Here is a 16,410-nt window from a genome sequence, read left to right on the forward strand (position 1 = left end):
CGCGTGGCATGCTCGACCTCATGACGACGGTGGGCGGCCACAGCGAGATCCTGGTCGGCCGGGAGGCCGACCTGGCGTCGCTGCGCGAGACGCTGCGCCGGGTGCGCGCCGCCGAGCCGGCCGTGCTGCTGCTCGGCGGTGAGGCGGGCGTGGGCAAGACCCGTCTGGTCGAGGAGTTCACCCGGGGCCTGGCCGGCGAGCCAGTCCGGGTGCTCACCGGCCAGTGCCTGGAGCTGGGCGAGGAGGGCTTGCCGTTCGCGCCGTTCGCGGCGGCCCTGCGCGAGCTGGTCCGTGGCGAGGGGCGCACGGTGTTCGAGGGGCGGGAGTCCGATTTCGCCCGGCTGCTGCCCGAGCTCGGCCCGGCGTCGGAGTTCGGCGAGGCGCACCGTGGCCTGCTCTTCGAGCTGGTCGGGGCGCTCTTCGCGCGGCTCAGCGCCGAGCGGCCGCTGCTGCTGGTCCTGGAGGATCTGCACTGGGCCGACCGGTCCACCCGCGATCTGATCGGCTTCCTGGCCCGGTCGGCCCGCGCGCCACGGATGCTGCTGCTGGCCACCTACCGCACCGACGAGCTGCATCGCGGGCATCCACTGCGGCCGTTCCTGGCCGAGCTGGAGCGGGTCCGTGGCGTGCAGCGCCTGGAGATCGACCGGCTCGACCGGGAGGGCACCGCCGAGCTGCTCGGCCACCTGCTCGGCGGCGAGCCCGCGCCGCGCACCGTGGACGCGATCAGCAGGCGTGCCCAGGGCATCCCGTTCTTCATCGAGCAGCTCGCCGCCACCGCCGACCCGGCCTGCTCCGATATCCCGGAAACCCTGCGCGACCTGTTGCTCTCCCGGGTCGACCTGCTGCCGGAGCCGGCCCAGCGGATGCTGCGGACGGCCGCGGTCGGCGGCGCCGAGCTCGGCCACGAGCTGATCGCCCGGGTCGCCGGGGTCGACGAGGTGACCCTGGAGTCCGCGTTGCGCGTCGTGGTCGCCGCCCAGCTGGTCACGTTCGACCCGGACGGTGGCTACGAGTTCCGGCACGCGCTGGTCCGCGAGGCCGTGCACGACGACCTGCTGCCCGGCGAGCACACCCGCCTGCACGCGCGCTACGCCGAGGCGATCGAGGCCGACCCGCAGCTGGTGCCGCCGGGCCGGGCGCCCGCCGAGATCGCCCACCACTGGCACGCGGCCCGCAACCATCCGCGGGCACTGGTCACGGCGAAACACGCGGCCGACGAGGCGTGCCGCCGTTTTGCGTACGCGGAGCAGGCCAGCCTGCTCGCCCGCGTGCTGGAGCTGTGGGAGCAGGTGCCGGAGGCGGCCGAGCTGCTCGGTGCCTGCCATCTCGACCTGTTGGAGGAGGCCGCGCTCGTCGCGATCGAGTCCGGCGAGCTGCACCGGGCGCTGAGCCTGACCCGGGCCGCGCTCGGCGACCTGGACGCCGACGCCGAGCCGCTGCGCGCCGCCCGGCTGCTGGTGCGGCGGGCCAAACTGTTGCGCAACGCCGGCAAGAGCGACGGTTTCGCCGAGTCCAAGGAGGCGTACCGTCTGCTCGCCGCGGCCCCGCCCGCGGCCGACCGGGCCGAGCTGCTCGGCGACGTGGCGTACATGTTCGCCAGCATGGACGGTGACGAGGTCGACCGGATCTCCGAGCACGTCCGCGCGTCGGCCGGCCAGCTCGGCGACGCCGCTCCGCAGGTCTGGGCCGAGATCACCAAGGGCCAGGTGTGCGCCGGCCGGCTGCCCGCGGCCGACGGCCTGCCGGTGCTGACCACCGCGGTCGAGCAGGCCCGCTCCCGCGGCGACGACCCGGCCCTGACCCGCGGCCTGATCAACGTCTCCGACGTGCTGTTCGAGCTGGGCCGCTACGAGGAGTCCGCGGCCGCCGCGGCCGAGGGCGTTCCGTATGCCAGCCGGTACGGCCTGGCCCGCACCACCGGCGTCTACCTGTTGTCCAACCAGGCCGAGGCGCTGCTGGCGCTGGGCCGCTGGGACGAGGCGGACGCCCGGCTGGCCGAGGCCGCCCGGCAGGACCCGCCCGGTCTGATGGCGCTGCCGTGGCTGCGCTTGCGGGCCCGGTTGCGGCTGGCCCGCGGCCATCCCGGGGCGGAGCCGCTGCTCACCCGGGCGGTCGGTCTGTTCGGCAAGCCGTACGTGCCCGGCGAGAAGAAGCTCTGGATGCACGAGCTGCGCATCCGGGCCGCCCTGGCCGCCGACGACGTGGCCGGCGCTCTCGCGGCGGCCGACGCCGCCCTGCACGACGCGGCCCTGCTGGAGCGGCCGCGCTATGCCTGGCAGGTCCTGGCCGTGGCCGCACACACCGTGGCCCGGTCCCGGGATCCCGCCCGGCGCCCGGCCACCTCGGCGCCCGGTTCGGTGTCCGCCGGTGAGGTCGAGCAGGTGGCCGGCCGGATCCGGTGGGCCGCCGGCCGGTTGCCACGGCGCTACCCGGCCGAGCTGGCCGGCGCCGCCCAGGTCAAGGCCGAGCTGGCCGACGGCACCGAGCTGCCCGTCATCGCCGAGCGGCCCGGCGGTGTCGAGCCGGTCAGCAGCGCGGAGCTGTGGTACGCCGCGGTGGCCGCGTGGCGGGTCGACGGGCAGCCGTTCGAGCTGGCTTCCGCGCTGCTCCGCTGTGCCGAGGCGAACGCCGCCGACCGTGCCGCGGCGGCCGCGTCCCTCGCCGAGGTCACCACGATCGCCACCGGGCTGGGCGCCGTGCCGCTGCTCGCCGAGGTCCGGACGCTGGCCCGCCGGCTCGGGGTCCGCCCGGCCGGCGCCGCCCGGCCGGCCGATGACGTGCTCACCGCCCGGGAGCGCGAGGTCCTCCGGCTGGTCGCCGAGGGGCAGAGCAACGGCCAGATCGCCCAGCGGCTGTTCATCTCCACGAAGACCGCCAGCGTCCACGTCTCCCGCATCATCGCGAAACTCGAGGTGACGAACCGCGTCGAGGCCGCCGCCGTGGCCCACCGCCTCGGCCTCCTCACCACCTGACGCCAGCCGGCCACTTGACGTCGCCGGGGAACCCGCCGTTGTGTGGGGGGTTTGGGTGCGGAGCGAGCCGAAAGTCCCCACGCGGTCCGGGGGTCGCCGTTGTGTGGGGAGTTTGGGTGCGGGGTGTGCCGTGCCTTCACCGGCTCGCGGGTTGCTGGTTGGTGGCAGCTTTCGGGGGTGGGTGGGAAGGCTAATCCTGGCTGGTGGCGGCCCGATATTGGGATCCGACCAACAGCTTAGGGAGCCGTCATGAATGACAAGTTCCGTTCGTCCCTCGGGGGCCGGTGATGGACAATGCCAGTGACGTGGCCTACCAGGTGGTCGACGCGTTGTTCGGGCCGGACTCCGGCATCCCCTGGTGGGCCTGGGTGGCGCCGATCATCGCGATCTTCGCGGTGTTCCTCTACCCGGTGATGTTCCCCGAGGCGGCCGCTGCCGAGGCGGAGACCGATCGCCGGCTCGCCGAGTTCCGCCGGGAGCGCGCCGGCAAGGGCAAGAGCAAGGACACCGGGAAGAAGGGCAAGAAAGCCAAGAAGTGAACGCCCACCGGAACGGGCGAAGGCCCGCAACTGCGCCAGGCAACGGATGACCTGGAGCGGTTGCGGGCCTTCGTCGTCCGCGTGAGGAGCAGCGAGAAGCCTGAGAAGCAGTGAGGACCAGTGAGAAGCGGGTCAGCCGCGAGCCTCGAGCGCCTGCTTGAACAGCCGCCCGGCCCGGTACGACGAGCGCACCAGCGGCCCGCTCATCACCCCGGCGAAGCCGATCGCCTCGGCCTCCTCGCGGAGCTCGACGAACTCCTCCGGCTTGACCCACCGCTCGACCGGGTGGTGCCGCGGGGTCGGGCGGAGGTACTGCGTGATGGTGATCAGCTCGCAGCCGGCCGCGTGCAGGTCGCGCAGCGCCGTGGAGATCTCCGAGCGCTCCTCGCCCATGCCGAGGATCAGGTTGCTCTTGGTGACCAGCTCGGCCTTGCGGGCCTGGGTGATCACGTCGAGGGAGCGCTCGTAGCGGAAGCCCGGACGGATCCGCTTGAAGATCCGCGGGACGGTCTCGACGTTGTGCGCGAGCACCTCGGGCTTGGCGCCGAAGACCTCGGCGAGCTGGGTGGGCTCGGCGTTGAAGTCGGGGATCAGCAGCTCGACCCCGCAGTCGGGGAGCAGCTTGTGGATCTGGCGGACGGTCTCCGCGTAGAGCCAGGCGCCGCCGTCGGGCAGGTCGTCGCGGGCGACGCCGGTGACGGTGGCGTACTTGAGGCCCATGGTGGCGACGGACTCACCGACCCGGCGCGGCTCGTCGGCGTCGAACTCGGCCGGCTTGCCGGTGTCGATCTGGCAGAAGTCGCAGCGCCGGGTGCACTGGTCGCCGCCGATCAGGAAGGTGGCCTCGCGGTCTTCCCAGCACTCGTAGATGTTGGGACAGCCGGCTTCCTGACAGACGGTGTGCAAGCCCTCTTTCTGGACCAGCCCGCGCATCTGGGTGTACTCAGGACCCATCTTCGCCTTGACTTTGATCCACGGCGGCTTCCGCTCGATGGGAGTTTCGGCGTTGCGCGCCTCGATGCGCAGCATGCGGCGGCCCTCGGGAGCAATAGTCACAACCCGAAGATACGCCCGCCACCCCCGGTCGCGGTGTAGGGGCGACGAGGCTCACGGTGACGTTAGCTGTGACCGCAGTCACCCTGATCCGGAAAATCGTTGGCACCTGCCGGATGAGAAAAATTAACATCCTGGGCACGGTGATGACGGGACCGAGTAACGCTTCGATCCGCCGGCCGAGAGAGCCACCGCGAGCTGTGAAGGTGGCCCGGCGCCGGAGCGTGAAGACACCCCGGAACCGAGTTCGACAAGAGGCGCCCCGGCACCGACGGGGCGCGAAGGTGTGGTGGTACCGCGAGGTTTCCCGCTCGCCCACACCTCCCTGGGGCCGCGTTGCCGACACCCGAGGAGGCACCCGCCGTGCAACGCATCCTCTCCACCGAACTGGCCGCCCACCCGTACGAGAAAGTCCTCGTCGAAGGCTGGGTCCATCGCGTCCGCCGATTGAAGTCGGTGGCCTTCCTGATCCTCCGGGACGCCGCCGGGCTCGCCCAGGTGGTGCTCACCGACCCGGCGCGAGCCGAGGCGCTCACCGAGGAGAGCGTCGTGGCGGTCACCGCCACCGTCACTCCGAACCCACAGGCACCGGGCGGCGTCGAGCTGACCGGCCCGGAGATCCGTGTGCACGCGGCTGTGGACGTACCCCTGCCTTTTGAACTGCATCGACCCGCGCTGACCGCGGGCCTGCCTGCCCAGCTGGACCACGCTGCCCTGGCTCTGCGGCATCCGGCCCGGAGAGCGGCCTTGCGGATCGCCGCGGCCGCGACCGCCGGTTTCCGCTCCGCGCTGGAAGCACAGCGGTTCGTCGAGATACAGACCCCGAAGATCGTCGAGTCGGCGACCGAGTCCGGCGCGAACGTCTTCCGGCTGGACTATTTCGGCCGGCCCGCCTATCTGGCGCAGTCGCCGCAGTTCTACAAGCAGATGATGGTCGGCGTCTTCGAGCGGGTCTACGAGGTCGGGCCGGTGTTCCGGGCCGAGAACAGCGACACCGCGCGGCACTTGACGCAGTACACGTCGCTGGACGCGGAGATGGGTTTCATCACCGACCACCGGGACGTGATGGCGGCGCTGACCCGGACGCTCGCCGGGATGGTCGGCGAGATCGTGGCACGGACCGGCCACGAGACGCCGGAAGTGCCGTCCGAGATCCCGGCGGTGCACTTCGCCGAGGCGCTGACGATCGCCGGGGCGCCGGCCGACGAGCCGGACCTGGCCCCGGCGCACGAGCGGGCGCTGGGCGAGTGGGCACGGCGCGAGCACGGCTCCGAGTTCGTCTTCGTGACCGGCTACCCGATGCGCAAACGGCCGTTCTACACCCACCCGGACCCGGCCGACCCGACCTGGTCGAACGGCTTCGACCTGCTCTTCCGGGGCTTGGAGATCGTCACCGGCGGTCAGCGGCTGCACCGGTACGCCGACTACGAGGCCGCGCTGGCCAAGACCGGCGAGCCGCTTGCGGCCTATCGGGGCTACCTGGACGCTTTCCGGTACGGCATGCCGCCGCACGGTGGCTGGGCGATCGGCCTGGAGCGCCTGGTGGCGCGGCTGACCGGGGCCGCGAACGTCCGCGAGGTCACGGCGTTCCCGCGCGACCCGCACCGGGTCACGCCCTAGTAACTCACCGTGGTTTGACACCCGGCGCGGTCGACTGTGCGGGTGCTCATCGACCTCGATGTAACCCCGGCCCCGGCGCCCGAGTCGGCTCGCCCGGTCCCGTGGCGGACGTTCCGTGTCGCGATCGCGGCTGCCGTGCTGCTCCTGCTCGGCGCCGCGGCCGCGCCGGCCAAGGCGAGAGTGTTCCCGAGGGTCGCCGACACCGGCGGCCGATCGAGTCTGGCTGCCCTGCTCACCCCGTCGACGCTCTACACCGTGCACGCGGGCAAGACCGAGCAGGACGGTGTCGAGGTGGTGGCCCGGGCACTGACACCGGGCGCGCCGTCGTGGCGGGCGCCGGCGTCCAATCTGTCGGTGACCGAGACTTTCACGCTGACCCGGACCGGTTCGGTGCTGGTGATCAGCGGCCAGTTCAGCATGGCGGTCCTGGACGCCACCACCGGGAAGGAGCGCTGGCCGACCACGGAGTGGAGCGGGCTGAAGATCGCCGGGAACCGGGTGCTGCTCGGCGAATCCGACGGCTCCGACACGGTGCGCCTGGCCGACGTGGAGACCGGCCGGATCCTGTGGACCCGGAAGGGCCAGGTGACCGCCGCGACGCTGGACGCGAGCGGCCGGAACCTGGTCATGATCGACGACAGCGGGAACGTGCGGGTGCGTTCCGCCGCGAACGGGCGGGTGCTGAAGACCGGGTCGTTCAACCAGTCAGCGGAGCAGGAAGGCGTCCGGACGGTCCGGGTCATCGGTGACCGCGTCTACGTCCTCGTCCCGAACTCGGTGACCGCCTACACCCTGCCCGGGCTGACCCCGGCCTGGCCGGTCCCGGCCCTGGTCGGGATGCCGACCGAGGCCACCGCCTGCGGCGAGCTGCTCTGCGTCCTGGGCGGCTGGGGGATCACCGCGCTGGACCCGGCCACCGGGGCGAAGCGCTGGAGCGTGCCGGGCGTGACCGACTACACCGACGGGGTGGCCCGGGCACAGGACGGCCGGATCATGACGCTCGACCCGCACACCGGGCAGGTCATCGCCAAGCTCGGCCGGGGCCAGGTCACCGGCGGGCTGATGCTGCGGGCGGGCGCCGGCCGGACCGAGGTGGCCGACCTGCGGGCCGGCCGGACCTACGGGGTGCTGCCCGGGGTGCTGCCCTACGCCTGCACCGCCGCCGGGGACTTCGTGGCCTGTCCCGACAACGGCGGCACAGCCGTCTGGCAGGTGTCTAGAACAGGGTCGTGAGGTGCCGCTCGACCACCGGCAGCACCTCGGCCACGGTCAGCGGCCGGCCCAGCTCCGCGCTGAGCGAGGTGACACCGGCGTCGCGGATCCCGCACGGCACGAACCGGTCGAAGTTTGCCAGCTCACAGTCGACGTTCAGGGCGAAGCCGTGCAGGGTCACGCCGCGCGCCACCCGGATCCCGATCTGGGCGATCTTGCGGTCCGGCCCGCCGTCGGTGGCCCGGACCCAGGCGCCGCTGCGGCCCTCGACCCGCTCGGTGGCCACCCCGAACTCGGCGCAGACGTCGATCAGCATCTGCTCGGTGCGCCGGACATACGCCACCACGTCGACCGGGGCGGGCAGCCGGACGATCGGATAGCCGACCAGCTGGCCCGGACCGTGCCAGGTGATCTTGCCGCCGCGGTCGACGGTGACCACCGGGGTGCCGTCGAACGGCAGGTCGGCCGGCTCGGTGCGCTTGCCGGCGGTGAAGACGCTCGGGTGTTCCAGCAACAGGATGGTGTCCGGCTGGGTGCCGTCGGCCACCGCCTGGTGCAGTCGCTTCTGCTCGTCCCACGCGTCGCGGTAGTCGACCAGCCCCGGGCGCAGAACGGTGATTACGGAGGAAGTCACGCCGGCAAGCCTACTCACCTGTCGACCGGATCCACCCCGCGCCGGATGCGCCACACCAGCACCCCGTCCACCTGCTCCGGCTCACCGAGCAGGTCCCGGGCGGTGGTCTCCACGGCGCCGCGGTCCAGCGTCTGGTGGTCCGAGCCGGTGATCTCCGGGGGCAGGAACACCGCGTCCAGCCCCCAGTACGCGAAGTCCGACCGGGCCTGGGCGCGATCGGCGTTGCTCAGCTGGGTGACGTAGCCGTACCAGGCGGCGCGCAGGAACAGCCAGTCGGTGGCCAGCGGCGGCGCGCCGATCCGGCCGATCTGCTTGCGGCCCAGCTCGCCGGTGGTCTGCGGGCCGAGGAAGTAGCCGTCCGGGATCCGGAACTGCCGGCCGCCACGGGCCATCGTGTACGCCTGCCAGCGCTGGCCGTCCGCGGACACGTTCATCGCCATCGGCAGCGCGCTCAGCGTCCCGCCCTCGGGGACGTAGTTCTTCCAGGTGCCGTTCGCGATGAAGGCCGGCTCGGCAGCCCGGTGCTGGGTGACCAGCGGCAGCGGGATCAGCGGCAGCAGGCTGACCACGACCGCGGCGGACAGCCCGGCGTGCAGCCCGCCGAGCGGGATCCGCCGGCTGATCAGCTGGTCGACGATCAGCGCCAGCAGGATGCCGATCACCCCGACCGCGACGAGCGCGAACCGGACCGGCAGCGCCGCGTCGAAGAGCGGGAAGTAGGCGAGCACCGCGTAGGGCATCGGGATGTCGTACTCGTGCTTGTTGATCAGCAGCCGCGGGCCCCAGGACAGCACGACGAAGACCAGGCCGACCACGCCGACGGCGCGCAGCGTGGCCCGGCGGCCGGGGTCGGCCCGCCGCCAGAGCAGCACGAACGACACCACGATCAGCAGGAGCATCGGGATGCCGAAGAACGAGGTCTCCTCGGTCCGGTTCGGGGCCAGATCGCTGTGCAGCCCGAACAACGCGCCCACCGAGCGGGTCGGGTAGGACAGGTAGGACGCCAGGTCCTCGACGAAGAACCGCTGGTTGAAGCCGGTCCCGGAGAACGTCTGAGGCCCCGCGAAGTGCATGTAGAGCGGATAGCCGAGCAGCACCCCGGCGACCACCGCTGCCACACCCAGCGCCCGTGCCACGGTGGGCATCGCGGCCCGCGCCTCGTCCCGTACGGCCTTGCCGAGCGACCAGACGCCGAGGAAGACGCCACTGGCCAGGGCGGTGTAGAACAACCCCTCCGCGGCGATCGAGAAGCCCATCGCGAGCAGCAGGCCGAGCACGATGCCGTTGCGCAGCCAGCGGCCCGGCTCACGCAGTTTCAGCACCTGCCAGAGCACCACCGGGGCGACCCAGCCGGCCGTCCAGTTCAGGTGGCCGTTCGCGTGCGAGATGAACCCGGGGGCGAAGCCGCAGAACAGCCCGGCCACCGCGGCCGCGCCGGCGTTGCGGACCAGCCAGCGGCGCAGGAACAGGTACCACGCGAAGGCGGAGCCGGCCAGGTTCAGGGTCAGCACGGTCACGAAGCTGACCTGCGGCCCGGCCAGGTGGGTCAGCGGCGTCATCAACACCGTGTAGACCGTGATCGAGGTGTTCGCGGCCAGGTTGACGCCGAGCGGGGCGTTCAGCAGGTCGGTGAAGAACGGATCCGCGCCGTGGGTGACGGTGTAGTACCCGTACCCCATCAGCCACTCGAAGAACGCCTGGTCCCCGACGTTGTCGGAGAGTACGTGGGTGTACGGATCCGCCCACAGGCCGTTGGTCACGTAGCCCGCGAGGGCGAGGGCGACCAACGCCATGATCAGGTGGGCTCGCCACACGCGCGGTGGAGTGCCGGGCGCGCTGGCGGGCTCGGAGGGGGGATCGGCGGACGCGGCGGGGGCAGGGGCGGCGACGGACATCACGCGCAGGTTAGCAGCGCCCGCTGTAGATCAGCGGGTGAACGTCGGTTGCGCGCGCAGTGCCGCTTCCAGTGCGGACTCGATGTCCGGGTACGTCCAGGAAAAACCTGCATTACGCAGTACGCCGGGAACCGCCCGCTGGCTGCGCTGTGCCTCACCGGCCAGCTCGCCGAGCACCAGATCGATGACCGGGCCGGGCACGGCGAGCAGTGCCGGGCGGTGCACCTGGCGAGCGAGCGCCTTGGTGAACTCCTGGTTGGTGCACTGCACGTCGGAGACCAGGTTGACCGGGCCGGCCACGTCCTCGCGCTCCAGCAGGAACTCGACGGCGCCCAGCCAGTCGGCCAGCGCGATCCAGGACATCCACTGCCGTCCGCCGCCGATCCGCGCCCCGCCACCCAGCTTGAACAGCGGCAGCAGCGGCTTGAGCAGCGAACCCTGCCGGTCCAGCACCGGCGCGGTGCGCAGCAGCACGACCCGGGTGCCGGCGTCCTCGGCGGGACGGGCGGCGGCCTCCCAGATCCGGCACAGGTCGGCCAGGAACGTGGTGCCGGCCGACGCCTCCTCGGTGACCTCGTGGTCGCCGGTGTCGCCGTACCAGCCGACCGCGGAGCCCTGCAGCAGGGTGCGCGGGCGTTCCCCGTCGGGCAGTTTGGCGATCGCCCGGGCCAGAGTGTCGGTGGTGTCCACCCGGCTGGCGCGCAGCACGTTCTTGTAGCGCGCGGTCCAGCGGTGCGCGCCGATGTTCGCGCCGGCCAGGTTGATCACCGCGTCCGCGCCGGACAGCACCGGCGCGTCGAGGCGGCCCTGGGCGGGATCCCAGGTGGCCTCGTCGGGCCGGGTAGCCGGGTGCCGGACCAGCCGGTGGACCTCGTGGCCGCTCTGACGCAACCGCTCGGTGAGTCGGACTCCGAGGAAGCCCGAGGCACCGGCCATGACGATCCGCATGTTCCGACCCTTTCCCGAAGATCGCCGATCCCAAAACACTGAGTTGCCTTAAAGACACTGAGTTGCCTTAAAGACAAAGCCGGGGGTGAGTGTCACCCCCGGCTTTTGTTGTCAGTTACCTCAGAGGCCCAGATCCGGCTCGAAGTGGCCGGCCTCCAGACGCTCCTTGATGGTGCCCAGGAAGCGGGCGGCGTCCGCACCGTCCACGATCCGGTGGTCGTAGCTCAGCGCCAGGTAGACCATCGAGCGCGGCGCGATGATCTCGCCGAGCTCGGGGTCGTTGACGATCACCGGGCGCTTGACGACCGCGCCGAGACCGAGGATGCCGACCTGCGGCTGGTTGATGATCGGCGTGTCGAAGAGCGCGCCACGGCTGCCGGTGTTGGTCAGCGTGAACGTGCCCCCACCGAGCTCGTCCGGCCCGATCTTGTTGTTCCGGGTGCGCTCGGCGACGTCCGCGATCCGCTTGGACAGGCCGGCCAGGTTCAGGTCGCCGGCGTCCTTGATGACCGGGACGACAAGACCCTTCGGCGCGTCCACCGCGACACCCAGGTGCTCGGCGCCGTGGTAGGTCACCGTGCCCGCCTCGACGTCGATCGAGGAGTTGACCACCGGGTGCTGCTGCAGCGCCTCGACCGTGGCCAGGGCGAAGAACGGCAGGAAGGTGAGCTTCACGCCGTGCTTGGCCTGGAACGCGGCCTTGGCCTTGTTGCGCAGGTTGGCGACCTTGGTGACGTCCACCTCGACGACCGTGGTGAGCTGCGCCGAGACCTGAAGCGACTCGACCATGCGGCGGGCGATGGTGGCCCGGATCCGGGTCAGCTTCTCGGTGCGGCCACGCAGCGGGCTCGGCTCCGGCTTGGCGGCGGCCTTGGTGTCGGTCGCGGCGGCGGCCGGTGCGGCAGCGGCCGGAGCCGGAGCCGGAGCGGCAGCCTGCGCCTTGGCGGCGGCGGCCTTCTCGGCGGCGTCGAGCACGTCCTGCTTGCGGATCCGGCCTCCGACGCCGGTCCCGGTCAGCGAGGACAGGTCCACGCCCTTCTCCGTCGCCAGCTTGCGGACCAGCGGGGTCACGTAACCGGCGTCGCCGGCGCCGTTCGACTGGACCGTCTCGGCGGCCGGAGCGGCCGGCTGCGCGGGCGCGGCCGGCTTGGGCTCGGGAGCCCGGGCCACCTGCGGCGCCGGAGCCGTCTCGATCTTCGGCTGGGCCTGCTGCGGCGCCGGCGCGGGGGCCGGCTTCGCCTCGGCGGCCGGGGCCGGCTTCGCCTCGGGCTCGGGCGCGGCGGCCGGGGCCGACGACGCGGAGCCGATGACGGCCAGCACGGCGCCGACGTCAGCGGTCTCGTCCTCGGCGACCTTGATCTCCAGGACGGTGCCGGCGACCGGCGACGGGATCTCGGTGTCGACCTTGTCGGTGGAGACCTCGAGCAGCGGCTCGTCCACCTCGATGGTGTCACCGACGGCCTTGAGCCAGCGGGTGACGGTGCCCTCGGTGACGCTCTCGCCGAGCGCCGGCATCGTCACCGCGGTGCCCTCGGCGGATCCGCCGGAGGCCTGCGGCGCGGGCGCCTCCGCCTCGACCGGCTTCTCGGTCGACGGGGTGGTCGGTGCCGGGGGTTCCGGCTCCGCTTCCGGCTCCTGCGCCGACTCCTGGGCGGGGGCGGGCGCGGACGCGCCGGCGTCCTCGCCGTCCCCGGAGATGACGGCCAGCTCGCTGCCGACATCCGCGGTCTCGTCCTCGCCGACCACGATGCGGGTGAGCACACCCGCGGCGGGCGACGGGATCTCGGTGTCGACCTTGTCGGTGGAGACCTCGAGCAGCGGCTCGTCGGCTTCGACGCGCTCGCCCTCCTGCTTGAGCCAGCGCGTGACGGTGCCCTCGGTGACGCTCTCACCCAGCCGCGGCATGGTTACCGATACCGGCATTTTTCCCCAAACTCCTTAACGCAATGAGGCGTGTTCACGACGTGGAGACCATATGCACGACCTCGGTCGTGGATCAGCCTCAGGAAACGCGATCGAATCAGCTGTGCGCGTGCAGGGGCTTGCCCGCGAGCGCGAGGAAAGCCTCGCCCAGTGCCTCGTTCTGCGTCGGGTGGGCGTGCACGAGCTGAGCGACCTCCTCCGGGAAGGCCTCCCAGTTGTAGATCAGCTGAGCTTCGCCGACCTGCTCACCCATCCGGGCGCCGACCATGTGCACGCCGACCACCGGGCCGTCCTCGACCCGGACCAGCTTGACGAAGCCCGCGGTCTTGAGGATCTGGCTCTTGCCGTTGCCGCCGAGGTTGTAGTTGTACGTGGTCACCTTGTCGGCGCCGTACTTCTCCTTGGCCTTGGCCTCGGTCAGACCCACCGAGGCGACCTCGGGGTCGGAGTAGGTGACGCGCGGGATGCCCACCTCGTCGATGACCGCCGGGTTCTTGCCGGCGATCTCCTCGGCCACGAAGATGCCCTGCTGGAAGCCGCGGTGCGCGAGCTGCAGGCCGGGCACGATGTCGCCGACGGCGTAGATGTTGCCGACGCCGGTGTGCAGGCGCTCGTTGGTGATCACGAAGCCGCGGTCCAGGGTGACGCCCTGCTCCTCGTACCCGAGGTTCGCGGTCGTCGGGCCACGGCCCACCGCGACCAGCAGGATCTCGGCCTCGAGGGTCTCGCCGCCGGCGATGGTGACCTTGACGCCGTTCTCGGTCTTCTCGACCTTCTCGAACGGCTTGCCGACCTTGAGGTTGATCTTCCGCTTCCGGAACGCGCGCTCGACCTGCTTCGAGATGTCCTCGTCCTCCGCGGCGACCAGCCGGGGGAGGGCCTCGATGATGGTCACGTCGGCGCCGAACGACTTCCAGACGCTGGCGAACTCGACGCCGATCACGCCGCCACCCAGCACGATCGCGGAGCTCGGCACCCGGTCCAGCTTCAGGGCGTGCTCACTGGCCAGCACCCGCGTGCCGTCGACCTCGAGGCCGGGCAGCGAGCGCGAGTACGACCCGGTCGCCAGGATCACGTTGCGGCCGGTGTAGCGCTTGCCGTCCACCTCGACGGTGTCCTTGCCGACCAGCTTGCCGGCCCCGGCCACCAGGGTGATGTTCTTGTTGTGTCCCAGCAGACCCTGCAGGCCCTTGTAGAGGCGGCCGATCACGCCGTCCTTGTACGAGTTCACCCCGGCCATGTCGATACCGACCAGGTCGGCCTTGATGCCGAACTGCTCGCTCTCCCGGGTCTGGTCCGCGATCTCCGCGGCGTGCAGTAGCGCCTTGGTCGGAACGCAGCCGCGGTGCAGGCAGGTACCACCGACCTCGGCCTTGTCGATCAGCGCTACGGAGAGGTCCAGTTCCGCGGCACGCAGCGCGGCCGCGTACCCGCCACTGCCCGCGCCGAGGATGACGATGTCGAAGGTTCCGCCGTTCGGCTGGCTCACGTTGACTCCAGTAGTCGAGTCGTCGCCATGTGGGTCACACAATGGAAACGGTCACAGTCCCGTCTCGGACATCTTGTCACTTGTAGGCCCGCTCAATGCAGCCAGGTGCCCCACAACACGTCGGCTGTCGTACCCTTGCGGGATTCAGCGTGAGGAGGAGCAGTGGCGTGGTTTCGGCGTCGCCCGCGATCCAGTGGGCCCGGCGGACGACCGGTTAATCAGGCCGATCTCGATCACCTTACGCAATTCGTCCGCACTCGGCGCGGTGTCGAGGCGTTCGTCGAGCCGCAGACCACGGTGACCGAGACCACCGTGTTGCTCGTGGCACACGACGGTGAGTGGACCCGGCGGCGCATCTCGTCGCCCGAGGTCGCCCGGCGTTTCGCGCTGCAGCTCTCGCTGCCGATCTACGACGTCCACCTGCTCGGCTACCCGCAGCGGATGCGCGACTACAACGCCCGGCAGAAGCAGCGCCCGGCCTGATCGGGCCGGGCGCCGCCGGTGCGTCCTAGAGGGTCTCGACCACGCGCAGCAGGGTACGGATCGGCACGCCGGTACCGCCCTTGGTCCAGTACCCGGTCGCCTCGCCGGAGTGGTACCCCGGGCCGGCGATGTCGATGTGCGCCCACTCCACACCCGGTGTGACGAACTCGCGCAGGAACACGCCGCCCTGCAGCATGTGCCCGGCCCGGTCCAGGCTCGAGTTGGTCTGGCAGATGTCGGCGATCTCCGACTCCATGCCCTTGCGCACGTCGTCCGGCAGCGGCATCGGCCAGCCGGGCTCGCCGACCGCGTCGCCGGCCGTCTTGACCAGCGTGGTGGCCGCCTCCGACCCCATCAGGCCGGCGATCCGCTTGCCCAGCGCGATCACCTGCCCGCCGGTCAGGGTGGACGCCTCGAACAGGTAGTCGGCGCCGTCCGCGCAGGCACGGGCCATCGCGTCACCGAGCACCATGCGGCCCTCGGCGTCGGTGTTGAACACCTCGACCCGCTTGCCGTTGAACATGGTGATCACGTCACCCGGGCGGTACGCCGACCCGGACGGCATGTTCTCCGCGATCGCGAGGTACCCGGAGACCGCGACGCCCGGCTTGAGCGCGGCGATGGCCAGCATGGTGGCGCCGATCGCGGCCGCACCGGCCATGTCCGACTTCATCTCCCACATGCCGGCGGCCGGCTTGATGCTGATGCCGCCGGTGTCGAACGTGATGCCCTTACCGACCAGCGCGACCCGCTTCGGCTCGGTCACGCCCTCCGGCACGTAGGTCAGCTTGACCAGCCGCGGCGGTGCCTCGGAACCCTGGCCGACCGCCACGATGCCGCCGTACCCGCCGGCCTTGAGCTGGTCGAAGTCGAGCACCTCGACGGCCAGTCCGGCCTCGGTGGCGGCGGCCGCGACCAGGTCGGCGAAGCCCGCCGGGCGCAGCTCGTTCGGCGGCATGTTGACCCAGTCCCGGGCCTGGCGGACCGCGCGGCTGACGACACCGGCGCGGGTCAGCTCGGCCGCGGCGGCCGTGTCGGCGGCGTCCGGCACGTACACCTGCAGCGCGGTCACCGGCTCGCGGCGGCCCTTGGCCGGCTTGGTCTTGTAACCGGCGAACCGGTACGACCCGAGCAGCGCACCCTCCAGCACGGCGCGCAGCACGTTCGGGGCGTCCGCGTCGTCGGGCAGCGGCAGGGCCAGCGCGACGGTGCCGCTGCCGGCCAGCGCGCGGACCGCGGCGCCGGTGCCCCGGCGCAGGGTCTCGAGGTCGGGGGCGGAGCCGGACGGCTCGTCGCCGAGGCCCACCGCGACCACCAGCGGCGCGGCGATCGTGCCGAGGGTGGCCAGCTTGGTCACCTCACCCGGCGCGCCGGTCGCGCCGAGCAGCGCCAGCGTCGACGTCAGCTTGCCGTCGAACGCCGCGGCGATGCTCTCCGCGCCGGACGCCGGAAGCAGGGCGCCGTCCTGGTCGGGCTGGCTGTGCAGGCCGATGACGATGGCATCGACCGCCAATTCGGCCGGGTCGGTGTCGACCAGGCTGAGGCTGGGCTGGGTCACTCGGGTCACTCCGGGACGTCGGGGCCGGAGCCCGCTGGTGGCGTGCTCCCGGCTGGTGGGAATCAGTGGTATTCCCCGCGA

12 protein-coding genes are annotated in these 16,410 nt (G+C 71.8%); 5 read left to right on the forward strand and 7 right to left on the reverse strand.

The window, feature by feature from the left end; all coding sequences use genetic code 11:
* Window positions 1–20 precede the first annotated feature (20 nt).
* Window positions 21–2,975: a helix-turn-helix transcriptional regulator gene (locus tag Apa02nite_RS04760; protein WP_239164126.1), complete on the forward strand. Its 2,955-nt coding sequence runs from the start codon at window positions 21–23 to the stop codon at window positions 2,973–2,975.
* A gap of 287 nt (window positions 2,976–3,262) precedes the next feature.
* Window positions 3,263–3,514, forward strand: a complete 252-nt coding sequence (locus tag Apa02nite_RS04765) for a hypothetical protein (RefSeq protein WP_203823992.1) — start codon at window positions 3,263–3,265, stop codon at window positions 3,512–3,514.
* Window positions 3,515–3,646: 132 nt separating this feature from the next.
* Here Apa02nite_RS04765 and lipA read toward each other — a convergent pair whose 3' ends face one another.
* Window positions 3,647–4,570 carry a lipoyl synthase gene (gene lipA, locus Apa02nite_RS04770; RefSeq protein WP_373872826.1) on the reverse strand — a complete coding sequence of 308 codons (924 nt, stop codon included), beginning with the start codon at window positions 4,568–4,570 and terminating at the stop codon, window positions 3,647–3,649.
* A 360-nt stretch (window positions 4,571–4,930) separates the two neighbouring features.
* On the opposite strand from lipA, the gene aspS reads away from it, so the two are divergent.
* Together aspS and Apa02nite_RS04780 are read left to right on the forward strand one after the other, a co-directional pair.
* Window positions 4,931–6,187 carry an aspartate--tRNA(Asn) ligase gene (gene aspS, locus Apa02nite_RS04775; RefSeq protein ID WP_203823993.1) on the forward strand — a complete coding sequence of 419 codons (1,257 nt, stop codon included), beginning with the start codon at window positions 4,931–4,933 and terminating at the stop codon, window positions 6,185–6,187.
* 42 nt (window positions 6,188–6,229) lie between these two features.
* On the forward strand, window positions 6,230–7,420 hold the full coding sequence (locus Apa02nite_RS04780; RefSeq protein WP_203823994.1) for an outer membrane protein assembly factor BamB family protein: 1,191 nt from the start codon (window positions 6,230–6,232) through the stop codon (window positions 7,418–7,420).
* Here the strand turns inward: Apa02nite_RS04780 and lipB are convergent.
* The 5 genes from lipB to lpdA form a co-directional block, all read right to left on the reverse strand.
* Window positions 7,404–8,033 carry a lipoyl(octanoyl) transferase LipB gene (gene lipB / locus Apa02nite_RS04785; RefSeq protein ID WP_203823995.1) on the reverse strand — a complete coding sequence of 210 codons (630 nt, stop codon included), beginning with the start codon at window positions 8,031–8,033 and terminating at the stop codon, window positions 7,404–7,406. The two genes, Apa02nite_RS04780 and lipB, sit on opposite strands and share 17 nt — an antisense overlap.
* A gap of 14 nt (window positions 8,034–8,047) precedes the next feature.
* Window positions 8,048–9,928, reverse strand: coding sequence for a DUF6311 domain-containing protein (locus tag Apa02nite_RS04790; RefSeq protein WP_203823996.1), 1,881 nt, complete (start codon window positions 9,926–9,928; stop codon window positions 8,048–8,050).
* A gap of 30 nt (window positions 9,929–9,958) precedes the next feature.
* On the reverse strand, window positions 9,959–10,876 hold the full coding sequence (locus Apa02nite_RS04795) for a TIGR01777 family oxidoreductase (protein WP_203823997.1): 918 nt from the start codon (window positions 10,874–10,876) through the stop codon (window positions 9,959–9,961).
* A 120-nt stretch (window positions 10,877–10,996) separates the two neighbouring features.
* A complete protein-coding gene (gene sucB, locus Apa02nite_RS04800) occupies window positions 10,997–12,799 on the reverse strand; it encodes a 2-oxoglutarate dehydrogenase, E2 component, dihydrolipoamide succinyltransferase (RefSeq protein ID WP_203823998.1) in 1,803 nt (600 codons plus the stop codon).
* Window positions 12,800–12,896: 97 nt separating this feature from the next.
* Window positions 12,897–14,288, reverse strand: a complete 1,392-nt coding sequence (lpdA, locus tag Apa02nite_RS04805; protein WP_067704767.1) for a dihydrolipoyl dehydrogenase — start codon at window positions 14,286–14,288, stop codon at window positions 12,897–12,899.
* A gap of 162 nt (window positions 14,289–14,450) precedes the next feature.
* On the opposite strand from lpdA, the gene Apa02nite_RS04810 reads away from it, so the two are divergent.
* The gene (locus tag Apa02nite_RS04810; RefSeq protein WP_203823999.1) at window positions 14,451–14,771 is read left to right on the forward strand and encodes a hypothetical protein; all 321 of its coding nucleotides are present in this window, start codon (window positions 14,451–14,453) and stop codon (window positions 14,769–14,771) included.
* Between the two features lie 25 nt (window positions 14,772–14,796).
* Here Apa02nite_RS04810 and Apa02nite_RS04815 read toward each other — a convergent pair whose 3' ends face one another.
* A complete protein-coding gene (locus Apa02nite_RS04815; protein WP_067704761.1) occupies window positions 14,797–16,329 on the reverse strand; it encodes a leucyl aminopeptidase in 1,533 nt (510 codons plus the stop codon).
* Window positions 16,330–16,410: the final 81 nt, after the last annotated feature.

Origin of the sequence: Actinoplanes palleronii (assembly GCF_016862315.1) — a bacterium.
GTDB lineage: Bacteria > Actinomycetota > Actinomycetes > Mycobacteriales > Micromonosporaceae > Actinoplanes > Actinoplanes palleronii.

What these genes read in the sequence shown, in the direction of transcription:
- Apa02nite_RS04760 (WP_239164126.1), top strand. Translation starts at nt 21, where the DNA reads ATGACGACGGTGGGCGGCCACAGCGAGATCCTGGTCGGCCGGGAGGCC.
- Apa02nite_RS04765 (WP_203823992.1), top strand. Translation starts at nt 3,263, where the DNA reads ATGGACAATGCCAGTGACGTGGCCTACCAGGTGGTCGACGCGTTGTTC.
- Apa02nite_RS04790 (WP_203823996.1), bottom strand. Translation starts at nt 9,928, where the DNA reads ATGTCCGTCGCCGCCCCTGCCCCCGCCGCGTCCGCCGATCCCCCCTCC.
- Apa02nite_RS04795 (WP_203823997.1), bottom strand. Translation starts at nt 10,876, where the DNA reads ATGCGGATCGTCATGGCCGGTGCCTCGGGCTTCCTCGGAGTCCGACTC.
- sucB (WP_203823998.1), bottom strand. Translation starts at nt 12,799, where the DNA reads ATGCCGGTATCGGTAACCATGCCGCGGCTGGGTGAGAGCGTCACCGAG.